The following is a 17,270-nucleotide window of genomic DNA, read 5'->3' on the forward strand; positions in this document are numbered from 1 at the left end:
CTTATTTTGTAGCGAATAGCTTTACGTCTTCTAATGTTACTTCTTTCTCTCCTAAAATAATTAATCGCTCAATTACGTTGCGCAGTTCACGTATATTACCGCTCCAATCATACTGTTGCAATTGTGCAATGGCTTCTGGCGTAAATTTTTTGGGAGCGTTTCCTTGTTCGTTCGCAATTTGTCTAACAAAATGCTCCAGCAACAAAGGTATGTCATCTCGGCGATCATTCAAAGCGGGTACTTTGATTAGAATTACCGCTAGTCGATGGTATAAATCCTCTCTAAAACGCCCTGCTTCAATCTCTTTACGCAGATCTTTATTGGTTGCTGCCAATACGCGAACGTCAATTTTTTGATCTTTTTCTGCTCCAACACGAGTGATTACATTTTCCTGTAAAGCACGAAGCACTTTCGCTTGGGCAGACAGACTCATATCGCCAATTTCATCCAAGAATATAGTCCCTTTATCAGCTAATTCAAACTTTCCTGGTCGATCTTTAACCGCCGAAGTAAAGGCTCCTTTTACGTGACCAAACAACTCACTTTCAATGAGCTCTGCGGGAATAGCCGCACAGTTCACTTCTATCAATGGCTTTGAAGAACGCTGACTTTGGGCGTGAATTTGATGCGCCACCAATTCTTTCCCTGTACCATTGGGCCCGGTAATCAAGACACGAGCTTCAGTAGGTGCCACCTTTTCGATCATCGCTGTGATTTGTTGGATAGCATCACTTTGACCGATAATCTCATACTTCTTAGAAACTTTTTTCTTTAAGATCGTATTCTCTACCACCAATTTACTCTTGTCTAATGCATTGCGCACCGTTGTGAGTAAGCGATTCAAATCAGGTGGTTTGGAAATATAATCAAACGCCCCTAATTTCATAGTATTAATAGCCGTTTCTAAATCTCCATGTCCCGAAATCATAACAAAAACGGTTTCAGGTTTTATCTTTTTTGCCTCAACGAGCAATTCATCGCCACTCATTTTAGGCATTTTAATATCCGATATTACCAAGTCATATTCTCCTTGGGCAATCATTTGTAATCCTTCTGCTCCATCCTCTGCCCCGTCCACTTTGTATTCGGGAGACTCTTCTTCTAAAATGCGGATTAAAACACGGCGAATAGCCGCTTCATCTTCAACAATTAAAATCTTGGATTCTTTACTCATAACTTTAGTTTTAGGAAGGGATCTTAATATTTTAGCCACTTATACAGCTCTTTCCACGAAGGACGTTTCCCGTACATGAGGATACCTATTCGGTATATTTTTGCAGCAATCCACACCGTTAAAATAAAGGTCCCGAATAGCAATACAATTGATAGCAGTACTTGCCAAATTGGAACGCCGAACGGAATACGCATCAACATCACAATCGGAGAAGTAAATGGAATCATAGAAAATACAGTCGCTACGGTTCCATGCGGATCTTTGATAACTGTAAAAAAACCGATATATACACCTAACATCAACGGTAACATAATGGGAAACAAAAACTGCTGTGTATCTGTTTCATTGTCTACTGCTGCACCAATTGCCGCATATAAGGAGCTGTATAGGAAATAGCCTCCAATAAAAAAGACAATAAAGTACACAAACCAAGACAACAACGGCAAGCTCATGATTTCAGCTACGTAGTTTTGGATATCACTCATTACACTTGTATCCATAGCCGTTGCCATTTGTGCAGCTTCTAAATTCGACGCACCAGCATTCAATCCAAAAACAGAAGTCGCCACGAGCATCAAAATTCCGCCAACAACACCCCAAATCAAAAATTGTAATAAACCCGCCATGGAGGTACCAATAATTTTTCCCATCATCAACTGAAAGGGTTTGACTGACGAGACAATTACTTCAATAATTCGGTTTGTTTTTTCTTCAATCACTGAACGCATCACCATATTGCCGTACACAATAATAAACATCATGATACAATAGCCAAAAAGCGAACCAATAAAGATCTTGATTTCATTCAATCCTTTTACCGTTTGTTCTCCTGATGCTTTTTGCAGGTGCAAGCTAACGGAAGCCTGATTCTCTTTGATAATTTGAGGATCAATTCCCTTGTCAATTAAATTTAAACTGGATACTTTATTTTCAATGATTGACTCAATTTTACTGATGAAAGCAATACCAGGGCTATCATTAGAAATATAGTAAATCGACTGCTCATAGGCTGCTAAATCTTCTTGCTTTGGAATATATAAGAGTCCGCTGTATTTTTCAGCTAAGACACTATCTTTTAGTACTGCAATGGGAACAGCCGATAGATTTTTATATTCGTATTCTTCCGAATTTTCAAAATCACCGCTAAAAATAGCACTCTCATCGTGAATAGCGATTACTTTGGTCGTTGACTTCATTGTACTTAAAAATCCGATAAGCACAGCAATACCCACAAAGAATAGTGGGGCTAAAAAAGTCATAACAATAAACGCTTTATTACGCGCTTTGGCGATAAATTCTCTTTTTATAATTAATTTAAGAACGCTCATACTTATTTACTTACAGTTTGAATAAAAATATCATTTGCCGTTGGCAGTTTTTCTACAAAATGAGTGACTTGTCCATTGTTTGACAAGATATGCAATAACTCATTAGGCATCGCCTGACCTAAATCAATCTCCAATTGTAACTCGTCATTTAAAGACTTAAACGAGGTCGGTTGTACGGTAAATTTCTGGGATAATTCAAACATTAAACGATGTACATCACTTGATAAAATTCCTACTTGATACAAATTAGTTCGAAAATCGCGTTTGACATCGACCAAACGCCCTTCAATTAATTTATTTGACTTGTGAATCAAAGCAATGTAATCACACATCTCCTCCACACTTTCCATGCGGTGAGTGGAAAAGATAATCGTTGCTCCTTTTTCTTTGAGTTCAAGAATTTCGTCTTTGATAATATTGGCATTTACGGGGTCAAAACCAGAGAAAGGTTCATCAAAGATCAACAATTTCGGTTTGTGCAATACAGTTACGACAAACTGTATTTTTTGTGCCATACCTTTAGACAGTTCCTGAATTTTTTTGTTCCACCATCCTTTGATATCGAGTTTGTCAAACCAATAATCTAGTTGTTCTTTGGCTTCGGCTTTACTCAACCCTTTCAATTGGGCAAGATATAGCGCTTGTTCACCTACTTTCATGGTTTTATACAAGCCTCGTTCTTCGGGCATATAGCCAATATCTTTAATGTGATGAGGGCTCAAAGGCTGACCGTCTAAAAGGATTTGTCCTTGATCGGGATAGGTGATTTGGTTGATAATTCGGATGAGGGATGTTTTCCCCGCTCCATTAGGTCCTAATAATCCATATACAGACCCTTTGGGAACAGTGAGAGAAACATTATTCAAAGCTGTTTTGTCAGCATATTTTTTTTCTACATTCTTAACTTCTAAGATAGGTTGCATCAATCGATCTTTTATATTTCATGTAAAAATAAATCATTTATTTCAACTTGCGAAGAACAAGGTATATTTTGATTACAAATAGGCATAAAAAAACCCAACCTCATATTACTATAAGGTTGGGAAAAATTGCTATGAAAAAGAAAATCCACTGTTTAATAAGTGTGCATCAAATGTATGACTTCTTTTCTAATTACGAAAACATTTCTTTGACTTTTTCAAAAAAAGATTTATCACCCTTACCTGGAGACGGTTTAAAGTTGCTATCTTCTTCCATTTTCTCAAAGAATTCTTTCTGTTCTTTTGTGAGTTTTTTCGGTGTCCATACGTTGACGTGAACCAATAAATCACCACTGCCATAACTGTTTAAGCGCGGCAATCCTTTTCCTCTCAATCGGAGAATTTTCCCTGATTGGATTCCCTCTTCCAATTTGATGCGCACATTACCCGTTACGGTATAAATTTCTTTACTGCCTCCTAAAGCTGCCTCAGAGAAGCTGATATAGAGGTCATAATGTAAATTATCGCCTTCTCTTTTTAAGGACTCGTGTTCTAATTCTTCAATTACAACCAACAAATCTCCAGCAACACTGTTATTTCCTGGTGCTTCGTTTCCTTTGCCTGCCACTTTTAGTTGCATGCCTTCTGCTACACCTGCTGGAATTTTGATTGATACAGTTTCTTCCTGTACCACCATTCCTTCTGCATCTGATCCTGCTGGTTTTTGGTCAATCATTTGTCCACTCCCTTGACATGTATGACAAGGAGAAGCCGTTTGCATACGACCAAATACCGTATTGGCTATTTTAGTCACTTGTCCAGATCCATTACACGTAGCACAAGTCTTGTACGTAACACCTGCTGCTTTTATTTTGCGCTTTACTTTTACTTTCTTTTCTACACCGTTTGCGATGTCTTCCAGCGTTAGTTTTACTTTAATACGCAAACTAGTTCCCTTGGCTCTGCGTTGACCGCCACCGCCGCCAAAACCACCGAAACCACCGAAACCGCCACCGCCAAAAGCACTGCCGAAAATATCTCCAAACTGACTGAAGATATCATCCATGTTCATATGACCGCCGCCAAATCCTCCGCCACCTTCAAAAGCCGCATGTCCATATTGGTCATAACGCGCTTTCTTATCTGGATCACTTAATACTTCGTAAGCTTCTGCTGCTTCCTTGAATTTCTCCTCCGCTTCTTTATCCCCTGGATTCTTATCTGGGTGAAATTCAATGGCCTTTTTACGGTATGCCTTTTTAATGGCAGCTGCATCTGCTCCTTTATCGATACCTAATATTTCGTAATAATCTTTCTTCATTTGGATTCTGAGTTTCTATTAATAAATTGGTCTAAACGCACGTTTATTGACCAATAACAACTTTTGGAAAACGAATAATTTTATCGCCTAATTTATATCCCTTTTCTACGACATCTACCACTTTTCCTTTTAAGTCATCTCCCGCAGGAATTTGTGTAATCGCTTCGGATATATCTGCATCAAAAGCATCACCACTTTGGATAACTACTTCCTCTAATCCTTTTGCAGCCAAGGTGTCAATTAATTTGGTAGAAATTAAACGCACACCTGTCAGGTGTTCGCTTTCTCCTTGCTTTTCTAATTCTGATAAAGCACGACCAAAATCGTCCAAAATAGGAAGCATCGCTGACATAACTTCCTCATTCGCTGTCTTAAACAATTCTAAACGCTCCTTCGATGTACGGCGCTTGTAGTTTTCAAACTCTGCAAATAAACGCAAATACTTGTCTTTCTCTTCTGCAATTTTAGCATTCATCACTTCTTCAATAGATGCTGTCTCTGCCGTTGTTGCCGCAGTTTCTTGCGTATTTTCCGCTGTTACGTCCACTTCTTCCTTGTTTATATCTTTATTTTCCATAGTGCTATCCTAAATTATTTGTTGCTTTCTCTTAATCAAATCCTTTGCCAACTGTTTATTTCTGTCATAATGTCAGTTTTTTGGTGAGTGGTGAATGGTGAGTGGTGAATGGTGAGTGGTGAATAGTGAGTGGTGAATAGTGGTAAGATTTCGTTGCTCTTTGCTCTTTGCTCTTTGCTCTTTGCTCTTTGCTCTTTGCTCTTTGCTCTTTGCTCTTTGCTCTTTGCTCTTTGCTCTTTGCTCTTTGCTCTTTGCTCTTTGCTCTTTGCTCTTTGCTCTTTGCTCGTCGCTCTTTGCTCGTCGCTCTTTGCTCGTCGCTCTTTGCTCTTTGCTCGTCGCTCTTTGCTCGTCGCTCGTCGCTCTTTGCTCGTCGCTCTTTGCTCGTCGCTCTTTGCTCGTCGCTCTTTGCTCGTCGCTCTTTGCTCTTCGTTCGATGCTCTTCGTTCGATGCTCGTTGTAAAGCACAATTATCTTACAAACCGTGCAACTAACAAACCGTACAAACCGCGCGAATAACAAACCGCGCAAAGAACAAACCGCGCGAATAACAAATCGAAAATCGTAGCGTAGCGAAGATTCATCGAACACCAAAACAAAATATAAACCAGGTGAGATAAACCGAACAGATTTCGTTGCTCGTCGCTCTTTGCTCTTCGTTCGTTGCTCGTTGTAAAGCACAATTATCTTACAAATGAAGAGACTAAACAAATCGTAACGAAGTGAAAATCGTAACGAAGTGAAGATTCATCGAACACCAAAACAAATATAAACTAGGTGAGATATATTCATCGAACACCAAAACAAATATAAACTAGGTGAGATATATTCATCGAACACCAAAACAAATATAAACTAGGTGAGATATATTCATCGAACACCAAAACAAAATATAAACTAGGTGAGATAAACCGAACAGATTTCGTTGCTCGTTGCTCTTTGCTCTTCGTTCGATGCTCGTTGTAAAGCACAATTATCTTACAAACCGTGCAACTAACAAACCGTGCAAACCGCGCGAATAACAAACCGCGCGAAGTGAAGATTCATCGAACACCAAAACCAATATAAACTAGGTGAGATAAACCGCACAAAGAACATCAATCATACAAATCTTCAAAAGCTTGAGTTAAGCTAACAAATTGAAAAGTAAAGTTTAATTGTACTACTTTCTGACAACTAACATATTGACCTTCGGTTACAAGAAGTGCTTTTTCGCCTAAGACTAAGCGCAGGACAAAAGCGGGTACAGCAGGTAGGATCATTTTTCGGTTTAAAGCCTGACAGAGTGCTCGGGTAAAAGCCTTGTTTGTTTCGGGTTTTGGGGCTACTGCATTAAATTCACCCGACAATCCACGCTGCATAACGAAGAGAAACAAGCGAACTAAATCTGTGATATGAATCCACGAATAGTACTGTTTACCAGAACCTAAGGGCGAGGCGAGATAGTATTTTGCCATTCGTTCAATGTGAGGTAAAGCCCCTCCATCTCGGGAGAGTACTAAACCGATGCGCAAAAAAGCTACGGATATTCCCAAATCTTCAAAACGTCGATTTTCTCCTTCCCATTGTTGGACGACTTTCCCCAAAAAATTGGTCGCTGGCGTGTAATTATCTTCAGATTGTACTGTATCAAGAGTATCGTATATCCCTACAGCTGAAGCACAAATGATTTGTTTCACTTGGTGTGGCTGTTGTGCTAAAAGCTGATAAAGGGTTTGAGAAGCCTCTACTCGACTATTGATGATCAACTGTTTGCCTTGGGAAGACCAAGCCCCATCAATCGAGCTACCAGCAAGGTGGAAAATAACCTCCACCCCCGACAAACACAAAGGGTCAATTATTCCTTGCTGCGGATTCCAAAAATAACCCTGACAGCCTGCCAATGCCCCTAATTTGTCTTTGGCTGTTGTTACAAATGCAACCTCAATACCACTTGCCTGCAGCTGTTGTACTAACTGCTTCCCAACTAATCCCGTTGCTCCTGTAACTAAAACTCTCATATACTACTCTTTTGTTGTGTTTTTAGCTTATTTTTTGGTTCTTACTTTTAAGGTCCACTCAAAATTAAACGTAGAAACCTCATCGCCCTTTTCATCAATTCCCACAGATTTCATCCAAATGGTCACGCCTTCTTGGGTGTCAATCGCCTGCTGAATAGCTTCATCTAATAACGCCCCATCCACACAGGTAAACGAAATCTTACCCGTTGCTTTTTTTACAAAAATAGAATTATTCTGCGCCACTAGCATCGAAATACGCTGACCACTTTCGCTAATTTTTTTCATAACTAACGCTCCAGTAGACAATTCTGCCGCCATGGCCTGTACCGCAAAATACATCGAGCGAAAAGGATTTTGATTTGCCCATTTATGACGAACCGTCGTCGTTGCTTCTGTCTCTGAAATACGGCTTAATCGAACCCCTGTCCAATAAGCAGATGGCAACTTAAAGAATAAAAATTTATTGATGGACGAAACTGAAAATTTCATGTTGTAGCTATTTTATTTTCCCCTAAATATACAAAATTATACCGTTATTTACCTGCTCGCCAGTATTATTCCGCCCGAATTAGCTGTCTTTTTTTATTTCTCCCTCGCCTAGACGACTATCTTATTCTCTTTTGTACTCCCATTCCAAAAAGAAATAAACACCAACAAACAAAGGAGTTAACCCATATTTAAACTAAAATCCCTTTTGTCTATAATGTTAAATTAAAGTTAATTTCGAGTACTTTGCTATACATAGTACATGCCTTTAGCTATATCTTTGCATAAGATAAATCATTGAACCTATGAATAGTGAAAATACAAAAGCTCAAATGCGCAAGGGTATCTTGGAGTTCTGTATTCTATCCATTCTAAAAGAACGCGATTATTATACTTCTGAAATATTAGAAGAACTTAAAAAAGTAAAGCTTTTAGTGGTAGAAGGAACAGTATACCCTTTACTAACAAGACTCAAAAACGGAGATTTGTTAACCTATCGTTGGGAGGAGTCCAATGCAGGACCTCCGAGAAAATACTACAAACTAACGCCAAAAGGAGAGGAATTCTTAACTGAATTGGCAGAAACATGGGAAGAGTTAGCCCATGCAGTACAAGAGATAACCACAAAAAATCAAGACCATGAATAGAACGTTAACTATAAATATCGGTGGTTTAGTTTTTCACATTGAAGAGCAGGCTTTCCAACAACTGGATCAATACATCAAAGCGATTCGCCGCTCGATTGCTATCGAAGAGCAAGAAGAAGTGGTACAAGATATCGAATTGCGCATTGCTGAAATATTCAATTCTAAAATAACGACCACCAAACAGGTTATTACCTCAGAAGATGTAGAAGAGGTGATTCGCATCATGGGTCGTCCAGAAGACTATTCGTTAGACGATGATGGCAGTGCACAGCACTATACAGAACAGACATATTACAGAGAGAAAAAATTATTCCGCGATACGGACAGTCGAATTTTAGGAGGAGTCCTTTCTGGATTGGCACATTACTTTAAGATTGACACGGTTTGGGTGCGTTTAATTTTCCTCTTTTTGGTTTTCTTCTATGGTACGGGCATTTTGCTGTACTTTGTGTTGTGGATTATCATTCCCAGTGCTAAAACAACCAGTGAAAAATTAGACATGATGGGAGAGCCCGTCAATATAGAAACCATTGAACGAAAAATTAAAGAAGGGGTTGATTATACTACGAATAAAATCAATTCTATGGACTATGACAAGTTCAAGACACAAACACAACGCGCAACCAATCAAGGGGCTAAAGTGATGCGTTATATTTTTGGAATTGGCTTTATTGTCGTTGCTGTTGTGGGGATGTTGATTAGTTTTTTTATCAACCTTATGATCATTGTCAACACTAGTTTTATCGTCAATCAATTGGATCTCCCTGATCTTCTCATTGATCCCAACATACCCCGATGGATTTTGCATACGTGTCTAAGTCTGATTATGTTCTTGCCATTTATTATTATGCTGTTGTTAGGGCTTAAATTGCTCTATACGAACATGAAGTACATTTGGATTACGGCAATTGCCATTTTTGTTTTGTGGATTGGTAGCTTAATCGGATTATCCGTTACAATTATTAATGGGGATGCAGATCACTTTATTCGCAACAAAACGGGATATGGCTATACGGTTACTTATTCTACGAAGAAACAAGACGATACAGCTGAAGATCTAACGTATTTTAGCACGAATAAAGATTTGGTTTTACAACTAAAAAATCCTAGTACTGCGACAGATTCAATCAACAATAAGATTGAAATAGTTCCGTCCTATCAGGACAATGCCTATGCGCGATTTGGAACTGAAGTAAAGAGCGAGACAAACCTGATTGAGACTGTAGAAGAAGACGCACAATTTGTCATAACTCTGACAGAGGAGCTGTTTAATTCTGATCAACCGATGACGGTCTACTTGCCGATAGGAAAAAAAATATTTATAAAAGAAGAAGTACAGCCTTATTTATTTCAATCCTCCCAAAAGGATATGAAAGCTGGGGATCACTGGTATTTGATGCAAGACAATTTTAGTTTGACTTGCACCGACTGTAACTAAAAAAGGGAGCTTGAAAGCTCCCTTTTTTTATACTGTAAACCGTCGACTGTTAACTGTCAACCGTTACCCCTATACTACATCGTAGCTGCTTCGTTTTGAGCGTCGATAATCATTTGCTCATTTGCTTTAATAGCAAACTCAACGCGACGGTTTTTTGCTCTTCCTGCTTCTGTATCATTACTTGCCACAGGATCAGCAATTCCCATACCTTCTGTTGCTAGACGCTTGTTTGAAACACCGTTTTGCATTAAATAGGTTTTCACTGCGTTTGCACGTTGTCTTGACAGCTTTAAATTATATTCTTCTCTACCCGTATTGTCTGTATAACCGAAAATACTAATATTGGTATTTGGGTTTTCTTTGAATACAATGATTAATTTATCTAAGTTTTGTTTTGCTTTATCTGTTAGAGTTGCTTGATTCAGGTTAAAGTTGACAGAACTCTCTCCTAAAGTCAATTTAATTCCCTCCCCTACGCGTTCCACTTGAGCTCCTGGAACCGTTTGTTCAATTTGGCGCGCTTGCTTGTCCATATTGTTTCCAATAACACCACCAGCAGCACCACCAATCACACCGCCTAATACTGCGCCTAATGCACTATTTCCTCCTTTTCCGATGTTATTTCCAAGGATTCCACCAATGATCGCACCTCCGGCAGCTCCTATGGTAGCTCCCTTCTGTGTATTATTCGCATTTTTGACAGAGTCACAGCTTGTCAGCGATAAAGAACTTACTAGCAAAACTCCTGCTAATAAAGTTGTAGTTGATTTTTTCATAATATTACCTTCTTGTTGTTTCTTAATTCTTTACAAAGTGATATGTCACATCATATCCTTGTCCATCCACATAAAAAATATCGATCAAATCAAAACTGTTAGCGGTTTGATTTTTCACTTTCATTTTATAACCTGTAGTTACATTTTTTGCTTTTAATCCTGCATCGACGAATTTGAACTCAAATTCTCCGTTTGGATTGACGAACCACTTAAAACTACTTTCAAACATTGGGCACGAATTTCCGCCTTGTAGGTTCACAACACCCGTGTTGTTGTTCGAAACAAATTTCCACTGACTCCCGTTGAAGCAATGTGCATCGGCAATGTTAAAAGAAGTTACTTTTACAAACTCTCCGCCAATATGAGAAACAGAAGTCAATGTCCAATCTCCTTTGATTCCGTATTGCGACTGTCTATCCATCGTCGGTTTACAAGAGGCTAACGCTAAGCCAATAAAACTTAATAAGACTAACTTTTTCATAATATTTCTTCTATTTTTTACAATAATACAAACTTTCTAGCTATTACAATATTTTAGTGTACAAAAAAGCGACAAATGACAAATTGACATCTATAATTAGGTTGGTATCTTTTTTGCCTACTCAATTCTATATAAAAATATTAAAAATAATAATACCAAAATAATTATGACATCTGGAAAAATTAATGTGACTGTAGAGAATATCTTTCCTCTGATTAAAAAATTCTTGTATAGTGATCACGAGATATTCTTAAGAGAGTTAGTTTCAAATGCAACTGATGCTACATTAAAGTTAAAGCACCTCACTAGTATTGGGGAAGCGAATGTGGAATATGGCAATCCTATTATTGAGGTTAAAATTGACAAAGACAACAAAAAGCTCCACATCATCGACCAAGGGCTAGGGATGACCAAAGAGGAAGTGGAAAAATACATCAACCAAGTTGCTTTTTCTGGTGCGGAGGAATTCTTAGAAAAATACAAAGACAGCGCCAAAGACACAGGAATCATCGGGCATTTTGGATTGGGGTTCTATTCGGCTTTTATGGTAGCGGATAAGGTAGAAATCATTACAAAATCGTTCAAAGATGCTCCTGCGGCACATTGGACATGTGATGGTAGCCCTGAATTCACCTTAGAAGAATCGGATAAACAAGAAAGAGGAACAGAAATTATTCTTCATATAGCTGAAGATTCTCTTGAGTTCTTAGAGGATTACAAAATCCGTGAACTCTTAACGAAATACAATAAATTCATGCCAGTGCCTATTAAATTTGGTACACATGAAGAGGGAGAAGGCGATGATAAAGTAGAAGTTGATACCATCATCAATAACCCAAATCCTGCTTGGACGAAACAGCCGGCTGATTTAACGGATGAAGATTACAAAAACTTCTATCGCGAGTTATATCCGATGCAATTTGAAGAGCCTCTATTCAACATTCACTTGAATGTGGACTATCCATTCAACTTAACTGGTATTTTGTATTTCCCTAAGTTAAGTGCGGATATGCAAATGCAAAAGGACAGAATCCAACTGTATCAAAATCAAGTATTCGTAACGGATAATGTAGAGGGAATCGTTCCTGACTTCTTAACGATGTTGAAAGGGGTGATTGATTCGCCAGATATTCCGTTAAACGTATCGCGTTCTTACTTACAAGCAGATGGAAATGTAAAGAAAATCTCCAACTATATTACGCGTAAAGTTGCGGATAAATTAAAATCGTTGTTCAACGAGAACAGAACTGATTTTGAAAGCAAGTGGAACGACATTAAAGTTGTTTTAGAGTACGGTATGTTGTCTGAGGAGAAATTTGCTGAAAAAGCAGGTGCTTTTATGCTTTACCCTACAACGGATGGTACATTCTATACCCTAGAGGAATTAAAAGAAGCAACGAAAGACTTACAAACAGACAAAGACGGTAACCTTGTTGTTTTATATACCTCAAACAAAGATGCGCAACACAGCTATATCAGTGCTGCCAAAGAAAAGGGATACCAAGTAATCGTTATGGACTCTCCTATTGTTTCACACTTGATTCAAAAATTAGAGAGCGAAAATGAAAAAATGACTTTTGCCCGTGTGGATGCGGATCACATCAATAACTTGATTAAGAAAGAAGAAAACGCCATTTCTAAACTATCAGAAGAAGAGCAAACAACTTTACAATCGTTTATTGAACAAGTGGTACCAAAAGAAAAATACACGGTAAAACTAGAATCAATGGATAGCCAAGATGCGCCATTAATCTTAACTCAACCAGAATTCATGCGTCGTATGAAAGAAATGAGCCAATCAGGTGGTGGGGGAATGTTCGGTATGGGTAATTTCCCAGAGATGTACAACTTAGTGGTGAATACCAATTCGGAATTTGCTTCTAAAATCTTGAACAATACAGACGAAACAGCACGTACAACGGCTTTCAACCAAGCCTTAGATTTAGCCAAATTATCGCAAGGATTGTTGAAAGGAGAAGAGCTTACGGCTTTCGTAAAGCGAAATTTCGAAAAATTGTAAGACAAGACAATTTGTCAAGCACATAATAAATCATCAAAAAAGGCTGTCTCCATGAGGCAGCCTTTTTTATTTTATCTCTGCTGTTTACGCTGTTTGCGCTTTGTTCTTCGCTCGCTTTATTAATTGCTCTAATGATTTTATTTATATCATCACCTCATCCTCTATCATCCCCCCCTTTTTGTCCCCTACCACCTACCTCATCTATTGCTAACTAAGAACTGTCAATCCTTCGTCTTTACTAGGGGTCTTCTTTTAGCTGTTTGCATACTCCTTGCCTTATGCGTCCATAGTGTGTCTATTAAAACACGACTTTTTAATAGACACACTATGGAGGCACTATGGACTCATTATGGACTCATGTCCTATAAAACCCTTATCAACCCGATCGCGTGGCAATCCATGCGTTAGATCTTAAGGCGTTAAATTTTTAATCGTAAGGTAAAAATGTTTGTTTACATCTATAGCACAATGTCAACAAAATATAAAGGCACGGATTGCTCCATAAGAGCTCATATAAATTAATCGTACTCTCATCCAACACTGTTGCTCCTGCATCGGGTATGCGCAACGTACCGCCTTGGATGCCACCATCAACGGCACCTAAAGGTACAATTTTGACTCCATTCGTTTTAAAACCAAATCAAGAAGATAACTCCTAATTACTGAAAACCTTACGGCTTTCGTGAAAAGAAATTTTGAAAAACTGTAAACCCAGTTTCAAATATAACTAATTAAAAAGGGCTATCTCATTTTGCAATAAGACAGCCCACTACTTGTTATAATCTATCTTGTAATATCCTATTAATATTAGTTTCATCAGATAAATCCCAATACCACCATTTATCAGGATTATTTTTTTCCAATACAAACCTTCTCATGTAAGCGATTTTGAACAAACTCAATAGTAATACAAACACTTTTGTTCGTTCATTTTCGGGAAGATTTATAAGCTTTTCTAGATTATGCATTGCAATACCTTCTTTTAGCAAAACACAAGGCGTAAACGTAGACTTCAGTCCACTATGTAGTATAGCAGATTCAATATCTTCTTCTTTCGGTGTAGGCTTCCCTAAAAATCGGACAGTTGTTAATTCGAAATTATTAACTTTAAACAAAACTGTCAAGTATGAAAACAAGTAATTTTAGTGAGAGCCAAATCATTAAAGCTCTCAAAGAAAATGAACAAGGAAGATCAGTAAGTGAAATCTCTCGAGAATTAGGTATTGATAAGAGCACGTTTTACTATTGGAGAAAGAAGTATGGAGGAATGGAAAAACAGGAGTTGAAACGTTTAAAAGAACTTGAAGAAGAAAATCGCAAGCTTAAACAGATGTATGCAGATGTTAGTTTAGACAATAAAATGCTCAAAGATATTCTGTCAAAAAAGTTCTAAGCCCATCTGATAAAATAGAAAGGGCAAAGTATCTGTTAGAGCAATATAAGTTATCCATTGTTCGTATTTGTTTATTAGTTGGACTATGCCGATCGATGTGGTATTATCAAAGTAAAAAAGATGATACAGAGGTCATTGATAAGCTAAATGAATTAGCAGAACAATACCCTACTCGCGGCTTTGATGAGTACTACAATAAGATACGCAGAGAAGGACTTATATGGAATAGAAAAAGAGTTCTACGCGTTTATCGCTTAATGAAGCTAAGTCTAAGACGAAAACATAAGAAACGTTTAATAACAAGAGTTAAACAGCCTTTAGAAACACCACAAGTACTCAATGAGTGTTGGAGTATGGACTTTATGAGTGACTTACTTACAGATGGCAGAAAAGTACGCGTTTTTAATGTATTAGATGACTGTAATAGAGAAGCAATAGCTATTGAAGCTGGATTAAGTTACCCTGCAAGAGCAGTCATAGAAACACTTGAAAACCTAAAACAAGAAATAGGTACTCCAAAGTATATTAGATGTGATAATGGACCTGAGTTTATCTCTAAAACCTTTGTAAATTGGTGTGAGAAGAATTTTATAGAAATTAAATATACTCAGCCTGGCAAACCAATGCAGAATGGATATATAGAACGTTTTAATCGATTTTTTAGAGAGGATATATTAGATGCTTTTTACTTCAATGATATCTACCAGTTACAAAGATTGGCTGATAAATGGAGAGAGGATTACAATTTTAACCATCCTCATAAAGCATTAGGAAATAAATCTCCTAAAGAATATAAACCCAGATTTGATGAAGAATTTAAATTCTTCATCAAATCTGAACATAATAAGAATTATTTGTCGAATTTAGAGGTGTCCTAAAATAGGGAAGCCTACATCGGCTCGGATTGAAGAATTAGAAATATTATCTCATTTAAAAATACCTGCTGGAAATCAAAATCAAAACGTTGAAATAAGTCCATGAGTTGTTCTACTTCAACAAGTCCTTGCCCATACTTATTCACTGCGATTTCATGTTCTATTTTCATTATTTAAGTCGACATTTTATAATTATATAAGATATTAATGTGGCAAATCTCATCATTTGTTAGTGCTAAAGGTACAATGTTAAATCTTTACTCTAAATACTCTTTAGTGACTTTGTTCTTTTAATAATTTAAGTCGTTCCTCTAGGCTAACTAAAGTAATTTCCAATGGATCATGTGTGATTTTATAACTCTCTCCATTGTTATCAATTCCCAAAAAATCTCCATCTTCTAATTCTTTCAAATGATAATACTCTTTCCCCTTAACACTTATAACATACAGATCATTTTTATTCACAAATTTCTGTTCCTCATTGCTTAATAAAGCATAGATTTTCACATTATCATTTTCACCAATATTCATTTTCTTAACCGAATGAATATCGATATCCGCAGTAATAAATTTGTATTTTGAATGATTTTGATCAATCGCGTACCCTGTAACAATACCATATGCCATATAGATTGAAACTTTTAAAAACTTACCTGAGTAAAAATCTTTGACTAGAATATTTGAAATTTTATAATTCTCTTCCATAGGCTTGTAATATCTTTTATATACAGCGCTATGATATGTAAAACCTACATAGTTAGGAATATCCCCACTATTTAGCATCACACTTCTCAATAATCCTGCTCTAACTTGGTTGTAATATGAAATTCCTATTTGGTCAGCGAGTTTTAAAAAAACTTCTTCTAAAAAATCTATCTCCCAAATTTCAATTTTTGTTCTTTTGAAGAATCTAAACATGTCATTTTTAACTTTTAAAATTTAGTAAACCAATTGTATTTGCCAAACCATCCAACATCTTTTTTTATACCAGCACGTAAAAAATTATACCGATATGAATCAATTAAGGAATGCTGTATCGTATTTACTTTCCACACATAAATTCGATTGTTAACCATCCAATTTGGCAAGTTATAGTTGCGTTGCATGCTCTGAGAGATAATCGCATGATGAAATTCTGTACTTATCCTCTGAACTCCTGTCGATGTTTGAATATGAGCTAGAGTCTCAGTTCCTCCTCTCGCTATTTTATATTGAGAAAAAGTTTTACCTCCTTGTAACCAATCACTTAAGCCTTTAGTTCGAATCGTAATCTCCTCTAAAACAGTAGAACCTGTTGTATTGGGTATACGCAATGGACCGCCTTGAATCCCTCCATCAACTGCACCTAAAGGTACAATTTTGACTCCATTCTTTTTAATACAAAACCCGCTTATATCAAACACATACAAGCGGGTTTATCTTTATAATTTCTTTATAGCTTTAGCAACGTTCTTGGAAAAACGCGTAAAACTTCGATTGCCTCACAGTAAAAACCAATGCTGTCCTTTTAAGCATCTTTTTTCCTATACTCCAAAAGCATTTGAGCGATTTTCAGATTAGAATATCCTTTATCTTTCAGTTCTAAATCGAAATCTATCAATGTTATTGCATAGTCAACAGGAAACAGCTGAACATATTGTATTCCTTCTTTTTCAAAAACAAGATCATCATCAGTTTCTTCTATCTCAAAAATAACAATAGAGGATTCTAAACTCAACGTTTCTTGCATGTATATAAGCAACGCTTCTGATTGTTTATTTAATCCCTGTTCTTGATATAGTCCTACTAATAACTTAGGATTCATCAAGTAATTTATTAATTCTACTAATTTCATAAT

At 37.1% G+C, this 17,270-nt stretch carries 21 protein-coding genes; 6 read left to right on the plus strand and 15 right to left on the minus strand.

Annotated elements, in window-relative coordinates; genetic code table 11:
• Position 1: 1 nt before the first annotated feature.
• From H4K35_RS08495 to H4K35_RS08530, 8 genes are all read right to left on the minus strand, one after another.
• The gene (locus H4K35_RS08495) at positions 2-1,174 is read right to left on the minus strand and encodes a sigma-54 dependent transcriptional regulator (RefSeq protein WP_182626998.1); all 1,173 of its coding nucleotides are present in this window, start codon (positions 1,172-1,174) and stop codon (positions 2-4) included.
• 23 nt (positions 1,175-1,197) lie between these two features.
• Positions 1,198-2,502, minus strand: a complete 1,305-nt coding sequence (locus H4K35_RS08500; RefSeq protein ID WP_182626999.1) for an ABC transporter permease — start codon at positions 2,500-2,502, stop codon at positions 1,198-1,200.
• A gap of 2 nt (positions 2,503-2,504) precedes the next feature.
• The gene (locus tag H4K35_RS08505; protein WP_182627001.1) at positions 2,505-3,425 is read right to left on the minus strand and encodes an ABC transporter ATP-binding protein; all 921 of its coding nucleotides are present in this window, start codon (positions 3,423-3,425) and stop codon (positions 2,505-2,507) included.
• 190 nt (positions 3,426-3,615) lie between these two features.
• The gene (gene dnaJ, locus H4K35_RS08510; protein WP_182627003.1) at positions 3,616-4,743 is read right to left on the minus strand and encodes a molecular chaperone DnaJ; all 1,128 of its coding nucleotides are present in this window, start codon (positions 4,741-4,743) and stop codon (positions 3,616-3,618) included.
• 43 nt (positions 4,744-4,786) lie between these two features.
• Positions 4,787-5,320 carry a nucleotide exchange factor GrpE gene (locus H4K35_RS08515; protein ID WP_182627004.1) on the minus strand — a complete coding sequence of 178 codons (534 nt, stop codon included), beginning with the start codon at positions 5,318-5,320 and terminating at the stop codon, positions 4,787-4,789.
• 72 nt (positions 5,321-5,392) lie between these two features.
• A complete protein-coding gene (locus H4K35_RS08520; protein WP_182627006.1) occupies positions 5,393-5,998 on the minus strand; it encodes a hypothetical protein in 606 nt (201 codons plus the stop codon).
• Between the two features lie 416 nt (positions 5,999-6,414).
• On the minus strand, positions 6,415-7,317 hold the full coding sequence (locus tag H4K35_RS08525; RefSeq protein ID WP_182627008.1) for a TIGR01777 family oxidoreductase: 903 nt from the start codon (positions 7,315-7,317) through the stop codon (positions 6,415-6,417).
• 27 nt (positions 7,318-7,344) lie between these two features.
• Complete coding sequence (locus H4K35_RS08530) at positions 7,345-7,806, minus strand: DUF4442 domain-containing protein (protein WP_182627009.1); 462 nt, start codon at positions 7,804-7,806, stop codon at positions 7,345-7,347.
• A 302-nt stretch (positions 7,807-8,108) separates the two neighbouring features.
• Between H4K35_RS08530 and H4K35_RS08535 the strand changes: the two genes are divergently transcribed.
• The gene (locus tag H4K35_RS08535) at positions 8,109-8,450 is read left to right on the plus strand and encodes a PadR family transcriptional regulator (RefSeq protein ID WP_182627011.1); all 342 of its coding nucleotides are present in this window, start codon (positions 8,109-8,111) and stop codon (positions 8,448-8,450) included.
• Positions 8,443-9,888 carry a PspC domain-containing protein gene (locus H4K35_RS08540; RefSeq protein WP_182627013.1) on the plus strand — a complete coding sequence of 482 codons (1,446 nt, stop codon included), beginning with the start codon at positions 8,443-8,445 and terminating at the stop codon, positions 9,886-9,888. Before H4K35_RS08535 ends, H4K35_RS08540 begins: the two co-directional genes overlap by 8 nt.
• 74 nt (positions 9,889-9,962) lie before the next feature.
• On the opposite strand, the gene H4K35_RS08545 is transcribed toward H4K35_RS08540, so the two are convergent.
• The gene (locus H4K35_RS08545; RefSeq protein ID WP_182627015.1) at positions 9,963-10,664 is read right to left on the minus strand and encodes an OmpA family protein; all 702 of its coding nucleotides are present in this window, start codon (positions 10,662-10,664) and stop codon (positions 9,963-9,965) included.
• Between the two features lie 22 nt (positions 10,665-10,686).
• Positions 10,687-11,145, minus strand: coding sequence for a lipocalin family protein (locus H4K35_RS08550; RefSeq protein WP_182627017.1), 459 nt, complete (start codon positions 11,143-11,145; stop codon positions 10,687-10,689).
• 166 nt (positions 11,146-11,311) lie between these two features.
• Between H4K35_RS08550 and htpG the strand changes: the two genes are divergently transcribed.
• Together htpG and H4K35_RS08560 are read left to right on the plus strand one after the other, a co-directional pair.
• The gene (gene htpG / locus H4K35_RS08555) at positions 11,312-13,165 is read left to right on the plus strand and encodes a molecular chaperone HtpG (RefSeq protein WP_182627019.1); all 1,854 of its coding nucleotides are present in this window, start codon (positions 11,312-11,314) and stop codon (positions 13,163-13,165) included.
• A gap of 494 nt (positions 13,166-13,659) precedes the next feature.
• A complete protein-coding gene (locus H4K35_RS08560) occupies positions 13,660-13,824 on the plus strand; it encodes a hypothetical protein (RefSeq protein ID WP_182627021.1) in 165 nt (54 codons plus the stop codon).
• A gap of 117 nt (positions 13,825-13,941) precedes the next feature.
• Here the strand turns inward: H4K35_RS08560 and H4K35_RS08565 are convergent, their stop codons facing one another.
• On the minus strand, positions 13,942-14,280 hold the full coding sequence (locus H4K35_RS08565; protein ID WP_182627022.1) for a DUF5958 family protein: 339 nt from the start codon (positions 14,278-14,280) through the stop codon (positions 13,942-13,944).
• An 11-nt stretch (positions 14,281-14,291) separates the two neighbouring features.
• Here H4K35_RS08565 and H4K35_RS15655 point away from each other — a divergent pair, with 11 nt between their 5' ends.
• The gene (locus H4K35_RS15655) at positions 14,292-14,558 is read left to right on the plus strand and encodes a transposase (protein ID WP_006261795.1); all 267 of its coding nucleotides are present in this window, start codon (positions 14,292-14,294) and stop codon (positions 14,556-14,558) included.
• Between the two features lie 32 nt (positions 14,559-14,590).
• On the plus strand, positions 14,591-15,436 hold the full coding sequence (locus H4K35_RS08570; RefSeq protein ID WP_220497676.1) for an IS3 family transposase: 846 nt from the start codon (positions 14,591-14,593) through the stop codon (positions 15,434-15,436).
• 11 nt (positions 15,437-15,447) lie between these two features.
• On the opposite strand, the gene H4K35_RS15910 is transcribed toward H4K35_RS08570, so the two are convergent.
• The 4 genes from H4K35_RS15910 to H4K35_RS08585 form a co-directional block, all read right to left on the minus strand.
• A complete protein-coding gene (locus tag H4K35_RS15910) occupies positions 15,448-15,603 on the minus strand; it encodes a DUF5958 family protein (RefSeq protein ID WP_220497671.1) in 156 nt (51 codons plus the stop codon).
• Between the two features lie 103 nt (positions 15,604-15,706).
• Positions 15,707-16,351 (minus strand): hypothetical protein, encoded by a 645-nt coding sequence (locus tag H4K35_RS08575; protein ID WP_182627024.1) that lies wholly within the window; start codon positions 16,349-16,351, stop codon positions 15,707-15,709.
• 14 nt (positions 16,352-16,365) lie between these two features.
• A complete protein-coding gene (locus H4K35_RS08580; protein WP_182627025.1) occupies positions 16,366-16,836 on the minus strand; it encodes a hypothetical protein in 471 nt (156 codons plus the stop codon).
• A 104-nt stretch (positions 16,837-16,940) separates the two neighbouring features.
• Positions 16,941-17,267, minus strand: coding sequence for a hypothetical protein (locus tag H4K35_RS08585; RefSeq protein WP_182627028.1), 327 nt, complete (start codon positions 17,265-17,267; stop codon positions 16,941-16,943).
• Between the last annotated feature and the right edge of the window lie 3 nt (positions 17,268-17,270).

Origin of the sequence: Myroides sp. NP-2 (assembly GCF_014145665.1) — a bacterium.
Taxonomy (GTDB): Bacteria; Bacteroidota; Bacteroidia; order Flavobacteriales; family Flavobacteriaceae; genus Flavobacterium.

What these genes read in the sequence shown, in the direction of transcription:
- H4K35_RS08495 (WP_182626998.1), bottom strand. Translation starts at nt 1,174, where the DNA reads ATGAGTAAAGAATCCAAGATTTTAATTGTTGAAGATGAAGCGGCTATT.
- H4K35_RS08500 (WP_182626999.1), bottom strand. Translation starts at nt 2,502, where the DNA reads ATGAGCGTTCTTAAATTAATTATAAAAAGAGAATTTATCGCCAAAGCG.
- H4K35_RS08505 (WP_182627001.1), bottom strand. Translation starts at nt 3,425, where the DNA reads ATGCAACCTATCTTAGAAGTTAAGAATGTAGAAAAAAAATATGCTGAC.
- dnaJ (WP_182627003.1), bottom strand. Translation starts at nt 4,743, where the DNA reads ATGAAGAAAGATTATTACGAAATATTAGGTATCGATAAAGGAGCAGAT.
- H4K35_RS08515 (WP_182627004.1), bottom strand. Translation starts at nt 5,320, where the DNA reads ATGGAAAATAAAGATATAAACAAGGAAGAAGTGGACGTAACAGCGGAA.
- H4K35_RS08525 (WP_182627008.1), bottom strand. Translation starts at nt 7,317, where the DNA reads ATGAGAGTTTTAGTTACAGGAGCAACGGGATTAGTTGGGAAGCAGTTA.
- H4K35_RS08530 (WP_182627009.1), bottom strand. Translation starts at nt 7,806, where the DNA reads ATGAAATTTTCAGTTTCGTCCATCAATAAATTTTTATTCTTTAAGTTG.
- H4K35_RS08535 (WP_182627011.1), top strand. Translation starts at nt 8,109, where the DNA reads ATGAATAGTGAAAATACAAAAGCTCAAATGCGCAAGGGTATCTTGGAG.
- H4K35_RS08540 (WP_182627013.1), top strand. Translation starts at nt 8,443, where the DNA reads ATGAATAGAACGTTAACTATAAATATCGGTGGTTTAGTTTTTCACATT.
- H4K35_RS08545 (WP_182627015.1), bottom strand. Translation starts at nt 10,664, where the DNA reads ATGAAAAAATCAACTACAACTTTATTAGCAGGAGTTTTGCTAGTAAGT.
- H4K35_RS08550 (WP_182627017.1), bottom strand. Translation starts at nt 11,145, where the DNA reads ATGAAAAAGTTAGTCTTATTAAGTTTTATTGGCTTAGCGTTAGCCTCT.
- htpG (WP_182627019.1), top strand. Translation starts at nt 11,312, where the DNA reads ATGACATCTGGAAAAATTAATGTGACTGTAGAGAATATCTTTCCTCTG.
- H4K35_RS15655 (WP_006261795.1), top strand. Translation starts at nt 14,292, where the DNA reads ATGAAAACAAGTAATTTTAGTGAGAGCCAAATCATTAAAGCTCTCAAA.
- H4K35_RS15910 (WP_220497671.1), bottom strand. Translation starts at nt 15,603, where the DNA reads ATGAAAATAGAACATGAAATCGCAGTGAATAAGTATGGGCAAGGACTT.
- H4K35_RS08575 (WP_182627024.1), bottom strand. Translation starts at nt 16,351, where the DNA reads ATGTTTAGATTCTTCAAAAGAACAAAAATTGAAATTTGGGAGATAGAT.
- H4K35_RS08585 (WP_182627028.1), bottom strand. Translation starts at nt 17,267, where the DNA reads ATGAAATTAGTAGAATTAATAAATTACTTGATGAATCCTAAGTTATTA.